At 71.4% G+C, this 19,059-nt stretch carries 19 protein-coding genes and 1 pseudogene; 8 read left to right on the top strand and 12 right to left on the bottom strand.

The annotated features are described in order from the left end of the window. Nucleotides 1–175 (bottom strand): annotated as a pseudogene (locus tag DI005_RS13425) (IS256 family transposase); the annotation flags it as partial. Nucleotides 176–310: 135 nt separating this feature from the next. Here DI005_RS13425 and DI005_RS13430 point away from each other — a divergent pair. Continuing rightward, nucleotides 311–1,369: an IS110 family transposase gene (locus DI005_RS13430; protein WP_112265267.1), complete on the top strand. Its 1,059-nt coding sequence runs from the start codon at nt 311–313 to the stop codon at nt 1,367–1,369. A 97-nt stretch (nt 1,370–1,466) separates the two neighbouring features. Here the strand turns inward: DI005_RS13430 and recG are convergent, their stop codons facing one another. Then, entirely contained in the window at nt 1,467–3,626 is a 2,160-nt protein-coding gene (gene recG / locus DI005_RS13435) for an ATP-dependent DNA helicase RecG (RefSeq protein WP_113642296.1), read from the bottom strand. A 4-nt stretch (nt 3,627–3,630) separates the two neighbouring features. After that, nucleotides 3,631–5,199 carry a DAK2 domain-containing protein gene (locus DI005_RS13440; RefSeq protein ID WP_113642301.1) on the bottom strand — a complete coding sequence of 523 codons (1,569 nt, stop codon included), beginning with the start codon at nt 5,197–5,199 and terminating at the stop codon, nt 3,631–3,633. Nucleotides 5,200–5,346: 147 nt separating this feature from the next. On the opposite strand from DI005_RS13440, the gene rpmB reads away from it, so the two are divergent. After that, nucleotides 5,347–5,538, top strand: coding sequence for a 50S ribosomal protein L28 (rpmB, locus tag DI005_RS13445; RefSeq protein ID WP_112272104.1), 192 nt, complete (start codon nt 5,347–5,349; stop codon nt 5,536–5,538). Nucleotides 5,539–5,603: 65 nt separating this feature from the next. Here the strand turns inward: rpmB and DI005_RS13450 are convergent, their stop codons facing one another. The 4 genes from DI005_RS13450 to DI005_RS13465 form a co-directional block, all read right to left on the bottom strand. Further along, a complete protein-coding gene (locus tag DI005_RS13450; RefSeq protein ID WP_112271845.1) occupies nt 5,604–6,281 on the bottom strand; it encodes a uracil-DNA glycosylase in 678 nt (225 codons plus the stop codon). Between the two features lie 76 nt (nt 6,282–6,357). Next, nucleotides 6,358–6,879, bottom strand: a complete 522-nt coding sequence (locus DI005_RS13455; protein WP_112271843.1) for a gamma carbonic anhydrase family protein — start codon at nt 6,877–6,879, stop codon at nt 6,358–6,360. Nucleotides 6,880–6,887: 8 nt separating this feature from the next. After that, a complete protein-coding gene (locus DI005_RS13460; protein WP_112272102.1) occupies nt 6,888–7,367 on the bottom strand; it encodes a GNAT family N-acetyltransferase in 480 nt (159 codons plus the stop codon). An 18-nt stretch (nt 7,368–7,385) separates the two neighbouring features. Beyond that, nucleotides 7,386–8,372: a thiamine-phosphate kinase gene (locus DI005_RS13465; protein ID WP_233520125.1), complete on the bottom strand. Its 987-nt coding sequence runs from the start codon at nt 8,370–8,372 to the stop codon at nt 7,386–7,388. A 119-nt stretch (nt 8,373–8,491) separates the two neighbouring features. Between DI005_RS13465 and DI005_RS13470 the strand changes: the two genes are divergently transcribed. After that, complete coding sequence (locus DI005_RS13470; protein ID WP_112271839.1) at nt 8,492–8,725, top strand: Lrp/AsnC family transcriptional regulator; 234 nt, start codon at nt 8,492–8,494, stop codon at nt 8,723–8,725. 48 nt (nt 8,726–8,773) lie between these two features. Beyond that, nucleotides 8,774–9,271 carry a DUF3515 domain-containing protein gene (locus DI005_RS13475; RefSeq protein ID WP_113642297.1) on the top strand — a complete coding sequence of 166 codons (498 nt, stop codon included), beginning with the start codon at nt 8,774–8,776 and terminating at the stop codon, nt 9,269–9,271. 120 nt (nt 9,272–9,391) lie between these two features. On the opposite strand, the gene DI005_RS13480 is transcribed toward DI005_RS13475, so the two are convergent. Both DI005_RS13480 and DI005_RS13485 read right to left on the bottom strand, forming a co-directional pair. Continuing rightward, the gene (locus DI005_RS13480; protein WP_112271835.1) at nt 9,392–10,489 is read right to left on the bottom strand and encodes a D-alanine--D-alanine ligase family protein; all 1,098 of its coding nucleotides are present in this window, start codon (nt 10,487–10,489) and stop codon (nt 9,392–9,394) included. An 11-nt stretch (nt 10,490–10,500) separates the two neighbouring features. Further along, complete coding sequence (locus tag DI005_RS13485; protein ID WP_199542789.1) at nt 10,501–11,883, bottom strand: PLP-dependent aminotransferase family protein; 1,383 nt, start codon at nt 11,881–11,883, stop codon at nt 10,501–10,503. Nucleotides 11,884–11,950: 67 nt separating this feature from the next. Between DI005_RS13485 and DI005_RS13490 the strand changes: the two genes are divergently transcribed. Next, nucleotides 11,951–12,631, top strand: coding sequence for a pyridoxamine 5'-phosphate oxidase family protein (locus DI005_RS13490; RefSeq protein WP_113642298.1), 681 nt, complete (start codon nt 11,951–11,953; stop codon nt 12,629–12,631). Here DI005_RS13490 and DI005_RS13495 read toward each other — a convergent pair. From DI005_RS13495 to DI005_RS13505, 3 genes are all read right to left on the bottom strand, one after another. Then, nucleotides 12,609–13,094 carry a cysteine dioxygenase family protein gene (locus tag DI005_RS13495; protein ID WP_112271829.1) on the bottom strand — a complete coding sequence of 162 codons (486 nt, stop codon included), beginning with the start codon at nt 13,092–13,094 and terminating at the stop codon, nt 12,609–12,611. The genes DI005_RS13490 and DI005_RS13495 overlap by 23 nt on opposite strands. A 210-nt stretch (nt 13,095–13,304) precedes the next feature. Then, nucleotides 13,305–14,333 carry an NAD(P)H-dependent glycerol-3-phosphate dehydrogenase gene (locus tag DI005_RS13500; protein WP_369973577.1) on the bottom strand — a complete coding sequence of 343 codons (1,029 nt, stop codon included), beginning with the start codon at nt 14,331–14,333 and terminating at the stop codon, nt 13,305–13,307. 1 nt (nt 14,334) lies between these two features. After that, a complete protein-coding gene (locus DI005_RS13505; RefSeq protein ID WP_112271827.1) occupies nt 14,335–15,033 on the bottom strand; it encodes a 1-acyl-sn-glycerol-3-phosphate acyltransferase in 699 nt (232 codons plus the stop codon). 79 nt (nt 15,034–15,112) lie between these two features. Here DI005_RS13505 and cofC point away from each other — a divergent pair, with 79 nt between their 5' ends. The 3 genes from cofC (at nt 15,113) to DI005_RS13520 (ending at nt 18,995) form a co-directional block, all read left to right on the top strand. Beyond that, the gene (gene cofC, locus DI005_RS13510; protein ID WP_228713847.1) at nt 15,113–15,766 is read left to right on the top strand and encodes a 2-phospho-L-lactate guanylyltransferase; all 654 of its coding nucleotides are present in this window, start codon (nt 15,113–15,115) and stop codon (nt 15,764–15,766) included. Between the two features lie 65 nt (nt 15,767–15,831). After that, on the top strand, nt 15,832–18,051 hold the full coding sequence (locus DI005_RS13515) for an RNA degradosome polyphosphate kinase (RefSeq protein ID WP_233520126.1): 2,220 nt from the start codon (nt 15,832–15,834) through the stop codon (nt 18,049–18,051). A 23-nt stretch (nt 18,052–18,074) separates the two neighbouring features. Further along, nucleotides 18,075–18,995: an NUDIX hydrolase gene (locus DI005_RS13520; protein ID WP_255565700.1), complete on the top strand. Its 921-nt coding sequence runs from the start codon at nt 18,075–18,077 to the stop codon at nt 18,993–18,995. The last annotated feature ends 64 nt before the right edge of the window (nt 18,996–19,059 follow it).

The raw sequence follows: 19,059 nt of genomic DNA on the forward strand, positions 1-19,059 counted from the left end.
CCGGATCACCCTTCTCATAGCCCAGATGATCCGCCAACTCCGCCTGCAAACCCCGCTCCAACACCGCCTTGACCAGCTCCGGCAGAAACCCACCCTCCCCGGTCAACGCCAGCCCGTCCTGATCGACCCGATCCATCACCCGATCCAACAAGCCAGCATCCACCAGCTCAGCCACCACATCCCGCGCCGAACCCGACCCCGACAACGGCGGCTCGAACGAGCCCTGCTGCGATTCCTCGGCCACGGTCACTGTGTACTCCATCCAACTCAGAAGTTGATCTCATACACAGAACATTTGACAGGCCCACGCATGACGCATCAACCCGGCCCGGTCGAGGTGACCGCGGGTGTGGACACCCACACCGACACCCACATGGCCGCCGCGCTGGACCAGCTCGGCCGGCCGCTCGGGACGCGGCAGTTTCCCGCCACCATCGCCGGCTACCGCGCCCTGCTGGCCTGGCTGCAGGGGCTGGGCACGCTCACCGCCGTCGGCGTCGAAGGCACCGGCTCCTACGGCGCCGGCCTGGCCCGCCACCTGCACGACCACGCCGTGCCGGTGATCGAGATCGACCGCCCGGACCGCAAAGACCGCCGCCGCCACGGCAAAACCGACACCCTGGACGCGATCGCCGCCGCCCGAGCGGTGCAATCCGGCCGGGCCACCGCCGTGCCCAAGGCCCGCACCGGCCCGGTGGAGGCCATCCGGGTACTGCGCAGCGTGCGCCGCAGCGCCATCCAGGCCCGCACCGCCGCACTCAACGAACTCACCGCACTCCTGGTCACCGCCCCGGAAACACTGCGCGCCCAGCTGCACGGGCTGAACACCACCGCACTGGTCACCACCTGCGCCGGACTGCGACCAGGCACCGACCTGACCTGCCCACTGACAGCCACCAAAACCGCGCTCCGCCGACTCGCCCGGCGCATCCAGCAACTATCCACCGAGATCACCGACGCCGACACCCAACTCACCACACTGGTCCCCGCCACCGCACCCCGCACCACCGCACTGTTCGGATTCGGCCCCGACACCGCCGGACAACTCCTGACCACCGCCGGCGACAACCCCACACGACTCCACTCCGAAGCCGCCTACGCCCACCTCTGCGGCACAGCCCCCATCCCCGCCGCCAGCGGCCGCACCACCAAACACCGACTCAACCGAGCCGGCGACCGGCAAGCCAACGCCGCCCTCCACCGCATCGTCATCGTCCGCATGCGCCACTGCCCACGCACCCGCGCCTACGTCACCCGACGCACCACCGAAGGCCTCAGCAAACGCGACATCATCCGCTGCCTCAAACGCTACGCCGCACGCGAGGCCTACCACGCCATCCAAGCCGACCTCGCCAACCTCACCACTTGACCTCTATAGGAGCATCCTTCACTGCGTTGAACGCAGGCATGGTGGCCTTCACTGCGGTCGGGGCGGCGTGACTCGGGGCGCGAGGGGTGACGAGGGGCTAGGACTTCTCCAGGAACTCCGCTCGCTCCTCGTCCACCACCTCGGACACCAGCCGCGCGAGGCCGGGGTACTCCGCCAGCTCGGGGTCCGAGGCCACGATCTGCTGCGCCACGGCGCGGGTCCGCGCGATCACGTCCTCGTCCTCCAGCAGCGACAACAGTTTCAGACCCGAGCGCTTGCCGGACTGCGCGGCGCCGAGGATGTCGCCCTCCCTGCGCAGCTCCAGGTCCAGCTTGGAGAGCTCGAAGCCGTCCAGCGTCGACTCCACCGCCGCGAGCCGGGCCCGGGTGCTGGTGCCGTCGAGCGCGTCGGTGACGAGCAGGCACAGGCCTGGCACGTTCCCCCGCCCGACGCGGCCGCGCAGCTGGTGCAGCTGGCTCACGCCGAACCGGTCGGCGTCCATGATCATCATGACGGTCGCGTTGGGCACGTTCACGCCGACCTCGATCACGGTCGTCGCCACGAGCACGTCGAGCTTGCCCGTGGAGAACGCCCGCATCACGGCGTCCTTCTCGTCGCTGGGCAGGCGGCCGTGCAGCACGCCGATCCGCAGGCCGTTGAGCGGACCCTCGGCCAGCTGCGGCGCGAGGTCCAGCACGGCGATGGGAGGCCGTTTGTCGCTCTTGTCCGACGGCGGCTCGTCGCCGATGCGCGGGCACACGATGTAGGCCTGGTGCCCCTTGCCGACCTCCTCCACGAGCCGTTGCCACGCCCGGTCCAGCCACGCCGGCTTCTCGGCGACGGGCACCACGCTCGTCGAGATCGGCGAGCGCCCGGCGGGCAGCTCACGCAGCGAGGACGTCTCCAGGTCTCCGTAGACGGTCATCGCCACCGTCCTCGGGATCGGTGTCGCCGTCATCACCAGCACGTGCGGGCTCGTCGAGTCGGCGCCGCGCGAGCGCAGCGCGTCCCGCTGCTCGACGCCGAACCGGTGCTGCTCGTCCACGACGACGAAGCCGAGGTCGGCGAACGTCACGTGCTCCTGGATGAGCGCGTGCGTGCCCACCACGATCCCGGCCGCGCCGCTCGCGGTGTCCAGCAGCGCCTGCTTGCGCTCCTTCGCTCCCATCGAGCCCGTCAGCAGCGTGATCCTCGTCGCGTTGTCGGCCGAGCCCAGCTCCCCCGCCTGACCGAGCTCGCCGAGCATCTCCCGCAGCGACCGCGCGTGCTGCGCTGCCAGCACCTCGGTGGGCGCGAGCATCGCGGCCTGTCTGCCCGCGTCCACGGCCTGCAGCATCGCCCGCAGCGCCACGATCGTCTTGCCGCTGCCCACCTCGCCCTGCAGCAGCCGGTTCATGGGGTGCTCGCCCGCGAGGTCGGCGGCGATGGCCTCGCCGACCTCCCGCTGGCCCGCCGTGAGCTCGAACGGCAGCTTCTCGTCGAAGGCCGCCGCGATCCCGCCCGGCTTCGGCGGGCACGCGGGCGCGGGCCGCGAGACGGCGGAATGGCGCCGCTGCGCGAAGATCAGCTGGATCGCCATCGCCTCGTCCCACTTGAGCCGCTCACGCGCCTCGTCGAGCTGCTCCCAGCTCTCCGGCCGGTGGATCTGACGCAGCGCCTCCTGCAGGTCGCCGAGGCCGTGCCGCTCACGCAGCTGCTCCGGCAGCGGATCCTCCACCGGGTCGAGGGTGTCGAGCACCTGCCGCACCGCACGCCCGATCGTCCACGACTGGACGCCGGCCGCGGCGGGGTACACGGGGATGATCTCGGCGAGGAAGCTGTCCAGCGTGGAGATCTCGTCGCTCTCCGGATCGATCAGCTCGTACTCGGGATTCGCCAGCTGGAGCGTGTTGCGGAACGCCGTGACCTTGCCCGCGAACAGCCCGGTCTTGCCGGGCCGCAGCTCGCGCTCGCGCCACGCCTGGTTGCCGAAGAACGCGCACGAGAGCCTGCGCTGGCCGTCGGTGATCGTGACCTCGAGGATGGACCCCCTGCGCTGGCGCATCGGCTTCTTCGTGGCGCGCTCGACCCTGGCGAGCACCGTGGCGTGCTCGCCGATCTCCAGCCCGGCGATGTCGGTGAGCTCGCCGCGGCGGGCGTAGCGGCGCGGGTAGTGCCGCAGCAGTTCCGCGACCGTCCCGATGCCCAGCGAGGTGTCCAGTGCCTTGGCGGTCTTGGCCCCGAGCACCCTGGTCAGCGCGTCGCTCAGCTCAGTCATCGATTCACTCAACACCCATCAGCAGCAGCGCATCCGTCTGCCCACCGGAATAGCACACCAGTTCGACTTCGGGGTGCGAGGCACGCAGGTGAGCGGCGATGGCGTCCTCGATCCCGTCGGGCGCGCCGACCCCGGTGAGCACCGTGACGAGCTCGCCGCCCACGGCCAGCATCCGCTCCAGCACCGCCGTGGCCGCCTGCTCGACGCCCCGCCCGGGCTCGATGAGCACCACCTCGCCGTCGACCAGGCCCACGACGTCCCCGGCCTGCGCGCGGCCGACCCACGTGATCGAGTCCTGGCTCGCCACCACGATGTCGCCACGCCGCGTCGCCGCCGCGGCCTCGGCCATCGCCACCACGTCCGAGCCCGCCCGGCGGCCCGCGTCGTGCACGGCGAGCGCCGCGAGCACCTGCACCGGCGACGCGCACGGCACCACCACGACGTCGCGGTCCTGCAGCATCACGTGCCCGGCGATCCGCTCCGCCGCGGCCGTGAGGCCGACCCCGCCGGGCAGCACGGTCACGTGGCTCGCCGCGGTCTCGGTGACCAGGCCGAGCAACTCCTCCGCGCTCGGCTCCGCGTCCGCGGCGACGGCCAGCACCGGCACGCCCTCCTCGCCGATGAGCCCGGCGAGCCCCTCGCCGTGCACGACGGCCACCACCGCGCGGTCGCCCCTCGCCGCGGCGGTCTCCACCGGCGGCGGCGTCATGAGCGGCTCGACGCGCACCCGGTGTGGCCTGCCGTGGGCCAGCCCGGCCTCGATGGCGGCGCCGATGTCGGCGCAGTGGACGTGCACGGCGTGGTTGCCGGCGCCGTCCCCGGCGACGGTCACGCTGTCGCCGAGCGCGGACAGCGCCCTGCGCAGCGACGGCAGTGCCGCGTCATCGGCCCCGGAGAGCAGGTACATGACCTCCCACGCGCGCGGCGCGGGCGGTCCCGGCGGCGACACGGCGAGCGCGTGCTCGGGCTCCCGTTCGCCCGTGACCACCCCGGCGAGCGCGTCGAGCACGGCGACCAGGCCCCGGCCGCCCGCGTCGACCACCCCGGCCACCGCGAGTGCGGCGAGCTGGTGCGGCGTCTCCTCCAGCGCGTCGGCCGCCGCCTTCGCCGCCGTGGTGGCCACCTCGGCGGGCGTTCCCTCACCGACCGCCGTGGCGACGGCGTGCAGCACGCTCAGCATCGTGCCCGCCACCGGCCGGGCGACCGCCTCGGTGGCGAGCCCGTCGGCGCGCTTGAGCGCCGAGGCGAGCGCGGGACCGTCGAGCTCCGTGGCGTCGGCCGCCGACTCGGCGAGCCCGCGCAGCACCTGGGAGATGATCACACCGGAGTTGCCCCTCGCGGCGGCGACGGCGCCGCGAGCGAGCAGGCCGAGCGCCTCCCCCGCACCGCCGACTCGTTCGGCGGCGGCCAGCTCGGCCTGCGCGGCCGAGAGCGTGTGCAGCAGGTTGGACCCGGTGTCGGAGTCGGCGACCGGGTAGACGTTGATGCCGTCGATGTCGGAACGCAGTGCCGAAAGGCTGTGTACGCAGGCCGCGGCCCACGCGCACACAGCATCCGCGTCCAAGGCCCGCACCACGTATCCTCCGCACTGGTTCGAAGGGGTCTTCGCGAGCGTATCGACCCGGCTACGGCCGCCGGGAGAGCACCGGCTACCCTGTTCGAGTTGCCCGGCATTCGCCGGGTGGGTTTTGTTGACCTATTTCTTCGAGGAGTGTTCGACGTGGCTGCCGTGTGCGACGTCTGTGGCAAGGGGCCGGGCTTCGGCAAGTCGGTCTCGCACTCTCACCGGCGTACCAACCGCCGGTGGAACCCGAACATCCAGACCGTGCACGCCAAGATCGGGCTTTCCCAGAGGAAGCGCCTGAACGTGTGCACCTCCTGCCTCAAGGCGGGCAAGGTCGTTCGGGGCTGACCCCAGAGTCTTGCCACACGGCCCGGTGACCGTTCGGTCGCCGGGCCGTTGTCATGTCCGGGGGTTCAGGGCAGCTTCCAGTCGATCGGCGCGGCGCCCTGCTTCTCGAGCAGCTCGTTGGCGCGGCTGAACGGGCGGGAGCCGAAGAAGCCGTTGTGGGCGGACAGCGGGCTCGGGTGCACCGACTCGATGCACGGCACGTCACCGAGCAGGGGCTTGAGCCTGCGCGCGTTGCTGCCCCACAGGATCGCCACCATGGGCTCCTCGCGCGCCGCGAGCGCCCTGATGGCCTGCTCGGTGATCTCCTCCCAGCCCTTGCCCTGGTGGGAGTTCGGTTTGCCGGGCTGCACCGTGAGTGCCCTGTTGAGCAGCAGCACGCCCTGCCGGGTCCACGGCGTGAGGTCGCCGTTGGACGGCGTGGGGTGACCGAGGTCCTCGCAGTACTCACGGTAGATGTTGATGAGGCTCTTCGGCAGCGGCCGGACGTCGGGCGCGACGGCGAAGCACAGACCGATCGGGTGCCCCGGCGTCGGGTACGGGTCCTGGCCCACGATCAGCACGCGCACGTCCTCGAACGGCTGCTTGAACGCACGCAGGATGTTGTCACCGGAGGGCAGGTACTTGCGGCCCTCGGCGACCTCGCCGCGCAGGAACTCCCCCATCGCAGTGATCTTGGCCTCGACCGGGGAGAGCGCCTTCGCCCAGCCCGGGTCGATGATCTCGTGCAGCGGTCGTGCGGTCACGGCACGCAACCCTAGCGGGCTCAGCCCACCCGTCACCCGCCCCACCCGTTTTACGGAGGCGCTCCGCGCCGCTGTGTCAATCCAAGCGCTTGAGCTCGGCGCGAAAACGCTTGGCCCGCTCCACGTAGCTGTTGACCACGCCCGCGATCTTCTCCGGGCCGAACGACGTGTTGGGCCGCGTCTTCGCCGGGACACCGAGCGCGATGTGCCCGGACGGGACGCGCGAGTTGTAGGAGAGCACCGCCCCGGCTCCGACCATCGCGCCGTCCTCGAGCACCGTGCCGTTGAGCACCACCGACCCGGACGCGATGAGGCAGCCCGTGCCGATGCGCGCACCCTCGACGTGCACCGAGTGCCCGATCGCGGAGTCGGCGCCCAGGATCGTGGGGTCCCTGCGCGTGCAGTGCACCACGCAGCCGTCCTGGATGTTGGAGCGCTCCCCGAGCTCGATGTAGCCGTTGTCGCCACGCAACACGGTCTGCGGCCACACCGAGGCGTGCGCGCCGATACGGACGTCCCCGATCACGGTGGCGTCGGGGTGCACGTACGCGTCGGGGTGAATGGTTGGCTCCAGCTCGCCGAGTGCGTAGATCGCCATGGGATGCGCTAGCTCTCCTTCAGTTCCTTCGCCAGGTAAACGCTCTCCGGCTCGTCCTTGTAGACGCCGAAACCGGGGATGTCGGTGTAGCCCGACGAACGGTACAACGCGATCGCCTCCGGCTGTTCGGTGCCGGTCTCCAGCACCGCCCGCCTGCGGCCCGCGGCGAGCGCGGTGCGTTCCAGCTGCGCGAGCATCGCCCGCGCGAAGCCGTTGCCGCGCTCGGTATCGACGACGAACATCCGCTTGAGCTCGGCGTCACCGGGCCGGAACGTGGGCACGGGACCGTCGTGCGCGCGCCAGCCACCGCACGCGACGGGCACGCCGTCGCGGTAGCCGACCAGGAAGATCCCGTGCGGCGGCGAGAACTGCGCCGGGTCCACGGGCGTCACGTCGGGATCGCCATAGCGCGTCACGTACTCCTGCTGCACCAGGTCGATCAGCTTCACCGCGTCCGGGTGGTCGAACGGGACTACTCGTATCTCCACCCCGCCCATGAAACCGGATCAGCGCCAGTGCTCCCAACCGCTTTCGTGCTCGTAGGGCTTGCCGTCCACGGTGATGCCGGTGTCGGGCAGCAGCACGGTGCCGATGCGGACCCAGCCCTCCGGCAGGTCGGTGAACGAGGGGAACGTCGCGGCGAGCGCGTGGTCCTCGCCGCCGGTGAGCACCCAGTGCAGCGGGTCGGCGCCGAGCGCGGTGCCCACGTCGGTGAGCTTCCGGTCGACGTCGAGCCGGTCGGTGTGCACGTCGATGCCGACGTTCGACTCCTGGGCGAGGTGGCCGAGGTCGGCGAGCAGGCCGTCGGAGACGTCGATCATGGCGGTGGCCCCGGCGAGCGCGGCCGCCGGTCCCGCGGCATAGGGCGGCTCGGGGAAACGCTGGGCGTTGACCACGCCGACCGGCGAACGGAAACCCCGGCCAAGCACGGCGAGTCCGGCGGCGGCCCAGCCGAGCCGCCCGCACACCGCCACGATGTCGCCGGGCCGGGCACCGGAGCGCGTCACCGGTGGCCTCCCACCGAGGTCGCCCAGGGCGGTGACGCTGATCACGAGCTGGTCGGAGCGCACCATGTCGCCGCCGACGAGGCCGACCCGCGCGCGGCCCGCCTCCGCGGCCATCCCGTCGAACAGCTGCGTGACGGTCGCCGTCTTCTCGTCGGCGGGGCACGCGATCCCGACCACGACGGAGGTGGGCACCGCGCCCATCGCCGCGATGTCGGCGAGGTTCACCGCGATCGCCTTGTGCCCGACCTGCTCCGGAGTGGACCAGTCCAGCCGGAAGTGCACGCCGTGCACCAGCACATCCGTCGACACCACCACCCTGCCGTCGGGCGCGGCGACGACGGCGGCGTCGTCGCCGGGGCCGAGCAGCGTCGTCGACGGCTGCGTGCGGTTCGCGGTGACGGCGCGGATCAGGCCGAACTCGCCGATCGCCGCCACCGTGTCGGCAGTGCCCTCGGCGGCACTGTCCGGCGTGGGTCTGTCCTCCACTGACACCTCCGGTGTAACCCGAGACTCATCGGATGTCCGATCGTTGCCCCGCCTGCGGTACGTTGCTTCAACGTTCCTATCTTGAGCTTGACGAACCCATCCAGACGAAGGGGCGCGCCGTGGTCCACGCATACATCCTCATCCAGACCGAGGTCGGCAAGGCAGCCTCCGTCGCGGCCGAGATCGCCGGCATCCCCGGTGTCACCAGCTCGGAGGATGTCACCGGCCCCTACGACGTCATCGTGCGCGCCGAGGCCGACAACGTCGACCAGCTGGGGCAGCTCGTGGTCGCGAAGGTGCAGAACGTGGAGGGCATCACGCGCACGCTGACCTGTCCCGTGGTGCACCTGTAGGGCTGTGCTGTAGTGGGGAGCGTGACCGAGACAGGTGCGCCTCCCCGGATGCTCATCGTCGCCGCCGCGGTGCTGGCGGCCGCGCTCGCCGTCGCGGTGGCGGTGCTGGGGGTGCTGTCGTCCGGCGACGACGAGGGCACCGAGACCGGTCCGCTGCCGCTCGTGTCGATCCCCGCGCCGAAGTCCGGCAGCCCCGAGTGCGCGAAGGTGATCGAGGCCGCACCCGGCGAGCTGGAATCCTCCGGTGAGACGCTGGCGCGGCGGGAGCTGGCGCAGCCGGCTCCCCCGGCCACGGTCGCGTGGGGCACCGACAACCCCGTGGTGCTGCGGTGCGGGCTCGAACGCCCGCCAGAGCTGACCCCCACGTCGTACCTGCGGCAGATCAACGGTGTGCGCTGGCTGGAGGTGCCCGGCGAGGGGGCAGCGACGTGGTATGTCGTCGACCGCCCCGTCTACCTGGCGCTCACCGTCCCGGCGGGCTCGGGAACCGGCCCGCTGCAACAGGTCTCGGACACCATCCGCGATTCCCTGCCCGCCACCGACTGACCGCAGTGCCCCAACCGCAGTGCCCCAACCGCAGTGCCCCAACCGCAGTGAAGGCCACCTTCACTGCGTTGAACGCAGTGAAGGTGGCCTTCACTGCAGAAGGGCAGCCTTGCGAAGGAGTCAGCGCAGGCCGGTGCCCCGGGACAGGGCGGTCTCGACCAGGGTCGCCAGCAGCGTCGGGTAGTCCACTCCGGTGACGGCCCACATCTTCGGGTACGCCGACGTCGAGGTGAAGCCTGGCATCGTGTTGACCTCGTTGATGGTCAGCTCGCCGTTCTCGCCGACGAAGAAGTCCACCCGGGCGAGGCCCTGGCAGTCCAGCGCATCGAAGGCACGCACCGCGCACGCGCGCAGCCGCTCGGTCACCGAGTCGTCGAGCTTGGCCGGGATGTCCAGCTCGGCGGCCTCACCGAGGTACTTGGTCTCGAAGTCGTACCAGGCGTCGTCGCCCTCGGCGAGCACCCTGATCTCGGCCGGCAGCGACGCCTCGACGCGCCCGTCGGGGAACTCCAGCACGCCGCACTCGACCTCCCGGCCCACCACGGCGGCCTCGACGAGCACCTTGGGGTCGGTCCGCCTCGCCAGCGCGATGGCCTCGTCCAGCTCGGCCCAGTCGGTGACCTTGCTGATGCCGATCGACGATCCGGCCCTCGCCGGCTTGACGAACACGGGCAGTCCCAGCCGTTCCCGGTCGGCGTCGTCCAGAGTCGACTGTCCACGGCGGACGGTCGCGTAGCGCCCGACCGGCAGCCCCTCCGCGGCGAGCAGCTTCTTGGCGTACTCCTTGTCCATCGCGGCGGCGCTCGCGAACACGCCGGCTCCCACGTACGGGATGTCGGCGAGCTCGAGCAGCCCCTGGATGGTCCCGTCCTCGCCGAAGGCGCCGTGCAGCACGGGGAACACGACGTCGACCCCGCTCAGCACCTCGCTCTCCTGGCCGGGCTCGAGGCTCACCACGCTCTTGCTGGTGGGGTCGCCCGCCAGCACGAGCGCCCTGCCGTCGTCGACGGTCGGCAGCTCGTGCCCCCGGATCGCCAGCGCCCCCGGGTCGTTCGTGCCCAGCACCCAGCCACCGGCCTTGGTGATGCCGATGGGGACGATCTCGAACCGGTCGGGATCGAGATTCGCCAGCACGCTGCCTGCCGACACACAGGAGATGGTGTGCTCGGTGCTGCGGCCCCCGAACACGACGGCCACGCGCGTCTTGCGGCTACTCATGGCCGGTCACCCTACCGGGGCCTCGGCCGTAACAGGTCGACGAGCACCCACAGCGACTCGCGCAGCGCCTCCCTGGAACAGCCCGCGTAGCCCACCGCGACCCCGAACGCCGTGGGGGTGCGGGCGAAGTGCCTGCCGAGGCCGTCGAGCAGCAGCCCGCGCCGCTTGCCGGACGCGAGCCGCTCGCGCTCGTCCTCGGGTGTGGCCAACGGCACCACCAGGTGCGCGCCCGCGTCGTCGCCGAGTACCGGAACGCCCGCCTTCTTCAGTGCCCCGACCAGCATGGACCTTCGTTCCGACAGTTCGCGGCGGAGCCTGCGCAGGTGCCTGCCGAGGTCGCCGTGCCGGGCCAGCTCCACCACCACGCGCTGACCCGCGGGCGAGGGCCGGGTACCGGTCAGCTCGCGGTAGTCGAGAATCGTGGTGGTCACCGAGGGCGGGGCCACCATCCAGCCCGCGCCGAGCGTGGGCGTGAGGATCTTGCTCGTGGTGCCGAGGTGCACCACCACGTCGGGGGCGAGCGACGCGAGCAGCGGCAGCGGCGCCACGTCGTAACGAAGCTCACCGTCGTAGTCGTCCTCGACGACGAGGAAGTTCTCCGCCCGCGCCCGCTCCACCAGCTCCACCCGCCGGGCCGCGCTCATCCGGCAGCCCATGGGGTACTGGTGCGCCGGCGAGCAGTAGACGGCGCGGACCCCGCTTGGCAGGACGTCCGGGCGCAGGCCCTCGGCGTCGATCGGCACAGGCACCACGCGCATGCCCGCGCGGCGGAACGCCTGGACGGCCCGCTGATATCCCGGTTCCTCCACGGCGACGAGGTCGCCGGGCCGCAGCACGGCGCTCGCCAGCTCCACCACGGCGGACGTGGTGCCGCCGGTCGCGAGCACGGAGTCGGTGCCCGCGTCGAGTCCCCGGTGCCGCAGCAGGTGCTCGGCGACGGCGGCGCGGTAGTCGGAGAGGCCGGAGCGGTAGAGGTAGGTCGCGGGCGGCGTGTCGGCCGCTGCCCGCCAGGCTCTTCGCCACGCGGCCCGGTCGAGCCCGTCCGCCCACGGCACCCCGGGGGTGAGCATCAGCAGGTCGCTCGGCGCCTCGTCGTTGGTGACGAAGCCCCTGCGCTCCGGCCGGGCGGCCGGCGGCGACGTGGTGACGTAGGTGCCGGAGCCGTGCCTGCCCAGGATCCAGCCTTCGGCGTGCAGCTGTTCGTACGCGGCCGACGTGACGGTCCTGCTCACACCGAGCCGGTCGGCCAGCGCGCGGGTGGAGGGCAGGCGGTCGCCGCCGCGCAGGTGCCCTGTCGCCGCCGACTCGCGCAGCGCGTCGGCCAGCTGCACGGCGAGCGGTACTGTGGAGTCCCGATCGAGTCTGACCGGCAACGCGGTGTCACCCCGAGTCAAAGTGGCCTCCCATTTTTCCGCACTTGTGGCTATCTGATAATGCCACTGGGCCTGACAGGCTCGTCGCATGTCCGTACCACTGTCGCCCACCACGCGCAGCACACTCACCCGCAAGAAGGACCGGGCGGCGCGGGATCGCGCCGCCCTCCACGGCGTGCTCGACGAGGCGCTCGTCTGCCACGTCGGACTCGTCCTGCACGGCTCTCCCGTGGTCCTGCCCACCGGCTACGGCAGAGACGGCGACACGCTCTATTTTCACGGCTCGACGGGTTCGGGGAACCTCCGAGCGGCGGCGAACCGTGTCGACGTCTGCGTGACGGTGACGATTCTGGACGGGATCGTCTACGCGCGCTCGCTGAACAACCACTCGATGAACTACCGCAGCGCCGTGATCCACGGCCGCGCGCGCCCCGTCACCGGGGCCGCCGAGAAGCTGCACGGCCTGCGCGTTGTCAGCGACCACCTCGCTCCGGGCTCGTGGGAGCACGCGCGCGAGCCCAACGCGAAGGAAATGGCCTCGGTCAGCGTGCTGGCGCTCGACCTGGCCGAGGCGTCGGTGAAAATCCGCTCCGGAGAGCCCATCGACGAACCGGAGGATCTGGAGCACGGCACCGCGTGGGCGGGCGTGCTGCCGATCCACACGACGTTCGGTGCCCCGGCACCGGCGAGCTACGTGCCGGAGGGGACGCCGATCCCGGCGCACGTGGCCGAGCGCGAGCCCGCAGTCAGTCGCGAACCGGTCCGGTGAGCGGATCGAGGTGGTGCGGGCGCAGCGTGCGCCCGCCCGCGCGGTAGACGTGCACGCTCACGGCGGGGTCGGGGCCCTCGTTGCGCACCTCGTGCACGTAGCCGGGGCCGAACACGCGCGACTGGCCGGCCGACGGCGTGTGCACCTCGGTCAGCACGCGCCCGTCGGGGGCCCTGCGCGTGACGGTCTCGGTGAGGGTGCCGCTGACAACCGTGAACGCGCCCGTCGACTCACCGTGGTCGTGCAGCCCGGTCTGCTGGCCGGGAAGCCAGCTCAGCAGCCAGATCTCCTCGTCGGCGGCGCGCTCGAGCAGGGCGGCGAAACGCTCGTCCGGGTCGTAGCGCAGCACGTTGCGCCAGCGGTCTCGGTCGGCCGCGTACTCCAGCGCGGTGCGGACGGGGTGGCGAAGCTGCGGGTTTGCGGCAGGCATGGAAGCGACCGTGTTCTCTGGAACGGCGAACATGGGGAAATGAGGTCCTTGCTGAACAGTGCTGACTGAGGTCGGGGATCCGTGGTGAGTCGGTCACCGGCGACAACAGCAAGGACACGACGCGCAGCGGGCATGGCGGAGACCGGTGTGGCCCCCTGCCGTGAGTGCGCTCCACGTCGACATGCCGCACAGCAAACCAGCACGGCGACGAGGCGTCAAACGGGTTCCAGCGATTGGGCGCCCTTACGACCACTCGTGTTTCTGCTGGCGGCCGAGCAGCTCGGCACCGACGCGAGCGGGATCCATCCCCTCGTGGCACACGCGGTACATCGCGTCGGTGATCGGCATGTCCACGCCGACGCCGCGCGCGAGCTCGCGGATCGACTGGCACGACATCACGCCCTCCGCCACCTGGCCACCCACCGCGGCCTGCGCCTGCTGCGGCGTCTCGCCCCTGCCGATGCGCTCGCCGAAGGTGCGGTTGCGCGACAACGGCGACGCGCACGTCGCCACGAGGTCGCCCACCCCGGCAAGACCCGCGAACGTCAGCGGGTCGGCGCCGAGCTTCGCCCCGAGCCGCGCCGTCTCCGCGAGACCACGGGTGATGAGCGTCGCCATCGTGTTGGCGCCGAAACCGAGCCCGGCCGCCATGCCGCAGCTCAGAGCGATCACGTTCTTGCAGGCGCCGCCGAGCTCGCAGCCAACCACGTCGGTGTTGGTGTACGGGCGGAAGTAACCGTTGAAGCTGGCCTGCTGGATCGCGACCGCGCGGTCGTGGTCGGCGCACGCGAGCACCGCGCCGGCGGGCTGCCGCTGCGCGATCTCGCGCGCCAGGTTCGGACCGGAGACCACCACGACCTCGTTCGCGGGGACCTCGGCGATCTCGCTGATCACCTCGCTCATCCGTTTCAGGGTGCCGAGTTCGACGCCCTTGGCGAGGCTCACGAGGATCGCGTCGCGCGGCAGGAGACCGCGCCAGCCCGTCAGGTTCGCGCGCAGGCTCTGGCTCGGCACGGCGAGCACCACGGCCTCGGCACCGGACAGCGCCTCCTCGGCGTCGGACGTGGCGGTGAGCCGCTGGGGCAGCGTCACGCCGGGCAGGTAGCCGCTGTTGGTGTGCTGGTCGCGGATCTCGGCGGCGACCTCGGCCCGCCGCGCCCACATCGTGACGTCACGGCCGGCGTCGGCGAGCACCTTGGCGAACGTCGTGCCCCACGAACCCGCGCCGAGCACCGTGACCGACTGCACAGTGACGCCCGTCATGTCCGGCATGTCAGGCACTGTCCTCCCGCTTCGCGGGCGGCTGCTCCCCGCGGATGTCCGCGAGCAGCGAGAGCACCTCGCCCATCAGCAGGTCGGTGACCTCGCGCAGCACGGCGGGGGTGCGGTCCTGCTCGCGGTACTTCGAAAGGTCCACCGGCTCGCCGACGGAGTGGACCACCGTCTTGCGGGGCAACGGCCGGAACTTCTTCGTGTAACCGTTCCAGATGTTCTGGGTGCCCCACCGCGCGACCGGGATCACGGGCACGTCGTTCTCGAGCGCGAGCCTGGCCACGCCGGTGTAGGACCGCTTCGGCCAGCCATCGGGGTCCTTGGTGATCGTCCCCTCTGGATAGATGAGCACCAGCTTGCCGTTCGCCAGCGTCTCGTGCGCGGCCCTGAGGCTGTCACCCGCGGTGGCGCTGCCCCTGGTGACGGGGATGCCGCCGGAGCCGGCGAGGATCTTGCCGAAGATCGGCACCCGGAAGAGGCTGTCCTTGGCCATGAACCTGGGCACGCGCTTGTTGCGGTGCACGAACACCGCGTCCACGGCCGGGTCGAGGTGCGAGACGTGGTTCATCACGAGCAGCACGGGCCCGTCTTTCGGGATCCGCTCGGTGCCCCGGTAGACGCTCTTGCCCATCCAGGTCAGCGGGTAGAACAGCACCGCGGCGGCCCCGACCCAGAAGCCGCCCTTCTCCCGATCAGCCAAGACTCCTCCTCGTCGCGTGCGGAAGCTGAGGCGATCCTCCCACAGGCACACGGCGGCTCCGATGGGTAAAGATGGTGGCGTGGCCACAGACCTCATCGTGCCCCTGAAGCCACCCCGCGCCGGCAAGTCGCGGCTGCGGGGTGCGCTCGGCTACCCGGCCGACGCCGAGTGCCACGCGGCACTCGTGCTCGCGCTGGCCTCCGACACGCTGCGGGCCGCGACCGCGGCCCCCGGCGTGCGCCGGGTGCTCGTCGTCGGTTCCGACACCGAGGCGCTCGCCGCCCTGCGCGAGCTCGGTGCCGAGGTGGTGGACGAACACGGCAACGGGGAGGAACGTGGCGGGCTCAACGGCGCGCTGCGGGTGGGCGAACGCCTGCTGCGCGCCGCCGATCCGCTGGCGGCGGTCGGCGCGCTGCAGGCAGACCTCCCCGCGCTGCGGCCCGGTGAGCTCGCGGCCGCGCTCGCGGAGGCCGACGGGCGCAGGGCTTTCACCGCCGACCGGCACGGCACCGGCACCACGCTGCTCCTCTCCGGCGCCGGGCAACCGCTCGCGCCGCGCTTCGGCGAGGGCTCCGCGAGCGTCCACACCGCGTCGGGCGCCGTGCCGCTCACGCTGCCCGCGCCCTCCCTGCGCGGCGATGTCGACACCCCCGAGGACCTGGAGCACGCCCGGCTGCTCGGCCTCGGCCCGAGCACCACCGCGCTGCTCGACACGGCGTGCGTTCCGCACTGAGGGCCGTTGCCTCCGCGTTCGCTCGGGTATGCGCAACAGTCGCCTCCGTGGGGAACAATGCAGGGGTGAGCAACGACGAGAGCACTTCCCCGCCCGGTGGGTCGCCGGACGGGCGGCGCGTCAGCACGCCTCCGCCACCGCCCGCCGCCCCCGAGAACGGCCTGCCGAAGCCGGCGCAAGCCGTCCCTTCGGCCCCGCCCGCGGCGACCGGAGCACAGGCGCTGGCCGACGCACTGCCCGACGACCGGTACTTCAACCGGGAACTCTCGTGGCAGGACTTCAACGCCAGGGTGCTGGCGCTGTCGGAGGACGAGTCGCAGCCGCTGCTCGAGCGCGCCAAGTTCCTGGCGATCTTCGCGTCCAATTTGGATGAGTTCTACATGGTCCGGGTAGCCGGTCTCAAGCGCAGGGACGAGACCGGCCTCTCCGTGCGCAGCGCCGACGGCCTCACGCCCCGCGAGCAGCTGTCCTACATCGCCAAGCGCAACCAGGACCTCGTCGAGCGGCACACCGAGGCCTTCGAGCAGCACGTGCGCCCGGCGCTGGAGGCGAAGGGCATCCGCATCGTCCGGTGGTCCGATTTGGAGGTGGAGGACCGGGAGCGGCTCTCCCACTACTTCACCGACCAGATCTTCCCGGTGCTCACCCCGCTGGCCGTCGACCCGGCCCACCCCTTCCCCTACATCTCCGGCCTGTCACTCAACCTCGCCGTGACCGTCCGCGACCCGGACGGCGGCACGGAACGGTTCGCGCGAGTGAAGGTGCCCAACAACGTGCCGCGGCTCGTGCGCATCGAACGCCAGCGGGACAGCCACACCGCGACGTTCCTGCCGCTGGAGGAACTGATCTCGGCCCATCTCGGGGAGCTCTTCAGCGGCATGGAGGTGATCGAGCACCACGTGTTCCGCGTAACCCGCAACGCCGACTTCGAGGTCGAGGAGGACCGCGACGAGGACCTGTTGCAGGCGCTGGAACGCGAGCTGGCGCAGCGCCGCTTCGGCCCGCCCGTCCGGCTCGAGGTGGCTCAGGACATGAGCGAGCACATGCTCGAACTGCTGCTGCGTGAGCTGGAGGTCGACCCGCGCGACGTCGTGGAGGTGCCGGGGCTGCTCGACCTCAGCTGTCTGCACCAGCTCTCCGCGATCGACCGCAAAGAGCTCAAGGACCGTCCGTTCGTGCCCGCCACGCACCCCGCGTTCGGCGAGCGGGAGACCCCGAAGAGCGTGTTCGCGACCCTGCGCGAGGGCGACGTGCTCGTGCACCACCCCTACGACTCGTTCTCCACGAGCGTACAGCGGTTCATCGAGCAGGCCGCCGCCGACGACAAGGTGCTGGCGATCAAGCAGACGCTGTACCGCACCTCGGGTGACTCCCCGATCGTCGACGCGCTCGTCGACGCCGCCGAGGCGGGCAAGCAGGTGGTGGCGCTCGTGGAGATCAAGGCCCGATTCGACGAGCAGGCCAACATCACGTGGGCGCGCACGCTCGAACGCTCGGGCGTTCACGTCGTGTACGGCCTCGTCGGGCTCAAGACGCACTGCAAGGTCGCGCTCGTGGTTCGGCAGGAGGGCTCCACGATCCGCCGCTACTGCCACATCGGCACCGGCAACTACAACCCGAAGACCGCGCGGCTGTACGAGGACCTGGGGCTGCTGACGGCCGACCCGGCGATCGGCGCCGACCTCACGGACCTGTTCAACGTCCTCACCGGATACTCCCGGCAGGCGACCTACCGCAACATCCTGACGGCGCCCAACGGCATCCGGCGCGGCATCCTCGACTGCATCCAGCACGAGATCGACGTGGCCCGTGCGGGCGGGCCCGCCGGCGTGCGCCTCAAGTGCAACTCGCTCGTCGACGAACAGATCATCGACGGCCTGTACCGCGCCTCGCAGGCCGGCGTGCCGGTGGACATCGTCGTGCGCGGCATCTGCGCGCTGAAGCCGGGCGTGCCCGGCCTGAGCGACAACATCGCCGTGCGGTCCATCCTCGGCCGCTTCCTTGAGCACTCGCGGATCTTCCACTTCCGCGGCGCCGACGCCTACTGGATCGGCAGCGCCGACATGATGCACCGCAACCTCGACCGCCGGATCGAAGCGCTGGTGCAGGTCAAGGATCCCAAGCTGGCCGCGCAGCTCGACGACGTGCTCGACTCGGCGCTGGACCCGCTGACCCGCTGCTGGGTGCTCAGTTCAACCGGCGAATGGGTTCCCTCTCCCGCCGACTCGTCGCAGGTTCGCGACCACCAGGTCGAACTCCTGCGCAGGCACGGAGCCGCCGGGTGAGCGGCACGAACGGCGGACGGGCCATCCGGGCCGCGGGAGCGGTGCTGTGGCGGCCGGGGACTTCCCGGGAAATCGACATCGCCGTCGTGCACCGGCCGCGCTATGACGACTGGTCACTGCCCAAGGGAAAAGTCGACCCCGGCGAGACGGTCCCCGTCGCCGCGGTGAGGGAACTGGCCGAGGAAACGGGGTTCACCGCTGTTCTCGGCCGTTTCCTGAATACCACCGAATACGAGGTGGCCAAGGGTCCGAAAACGGTCGACTACTTCGCCGCGAGGGCGGGCGAGGGCCGTTTCACCCCGAACGAGGAAGTCGACGAACTGCGCTGGCTGCCGCCCGCCGACGCCGAATCGCTGCTGAGCTACGGCACCGACAAGCGGGTGTTGCGGGAGTTCACGGCGCTGCCCGCGGACCTGACGTCGCTCCTGCTGGTGCGGCACGGGAAGGCGGGCAAGCGGGAGGAGTGGACCGGTGACGACGATCTGAGGCCGCTCTCGGACGCGGGAATGCGGCAGGCGGAAGCGCTGCGGGTGCTGCTGAGGGCGTTCGGCCCCGACCGCGTGTTCTCCGCGCCGCGCCTGCGGTGTGTCCAGACCGTGCAGGGCCTTGCCGAGGACATCGGCACCGAGATCGTCCACGAGCCGCTGCTGTCCGAGGACAACTACTGGGCCGACCCCGTGGTGGCGTGGTCGCGGCTACTCGCGATCGTCGCCGACGGCGGTACTCCGGTCGTGTGCAGCCAGGGCGGGGTCATCCCGGACATCGTGAGCGCGCTCGCCGAGCACGGCGGCATCGAGCTTCCCGAGACGAAGGCGGACGGCGTGGCGAGCAAGAAGGGCTCCGTGTGGCTGCTGTCGTTCGCGGAGGGCGACGCGGGCCCGCGACTCGTGGCCGCGCACTACCTACCAACCCCTCTCCCGGCGCCGGCGCCCGCGAACTCCTAACCCCTCCTACCGCAGTGAAGGCCACCTTCACTGCGTTGAACGCAGGCAAGGTGGCCTTCACTGC

The sequence above is a fragment of the Prauserella sp. PE36 genome (genome assembly GCF_003311655.1).
GTDB classification, from domain to species: domain Bacteria; phylum Actinomycetota; class Actinomycetes; order Mycobacteriales; family Pseudonocardiaceae; genus Prauserella_A; species Prauserella_A endophytica.

Excerpts from the sequence above, each read along its gene's own strand:
- DI005_RS13430 (WP_112265267.1), top strand. The coding sequence starts at position 311 with ATGACGCATCAACCCGGCCCGGTCGAGGTGACCGCGGGTGTGGACACC.
- DI005_RS13480 (WP_112271835.1), bottom strand. The coding sequence starts at position 10,489 with ATGAGTAGCCGCAAGACGCGCGTGGCCGTCGTGTTCGGGGGCCGCAGC.
- DI005_RS13500 (WP_369973577.1), bottom strand. The coding sequence starts at position 14,333 with ATGCCGGACATGACGGGCGTCACTGTGCAGTCGGTCACGGTGCTCGGC.
- DI005_RS13490 (WP_113642298.1), top strand. The coding sequence starts at position 11,951 with ATGTCCGTACCACTGTCGCCCACCACGCGCAGCACACTCACCCGCAAG.
- DI005_RS13455 (WP_112271843.1), bottom strand. The coding sequence starts at position 6,879 with ATGGCGATCTACGCACTCGGCGAGCTGGAGCCAACCATTCACCCCGAC.
- recG (WP_113642296.1), bottom strand. The coding sequence starts at position 3,626 with ATGACTGAGCTGAGCGACGCGCTGACCAGGGTGCTCGGGGCCAAGACC.
- DI005_RS13475 (WP_113642297.1), top strand. The coding sequence starts at position 8,774 with ATGCTCATCGTCGCCGCCGCGGTGCTGGCGGCCGCGCTCGCCGTCGCG.
- DI005_RS13495 (WP_112271829.1), bottom strand. The coding sequence starts at position 13,094 with ATGTTCGCCGTTCCAGAGAACACGGTCGCTTCCATGCCTGCCGCAAAC.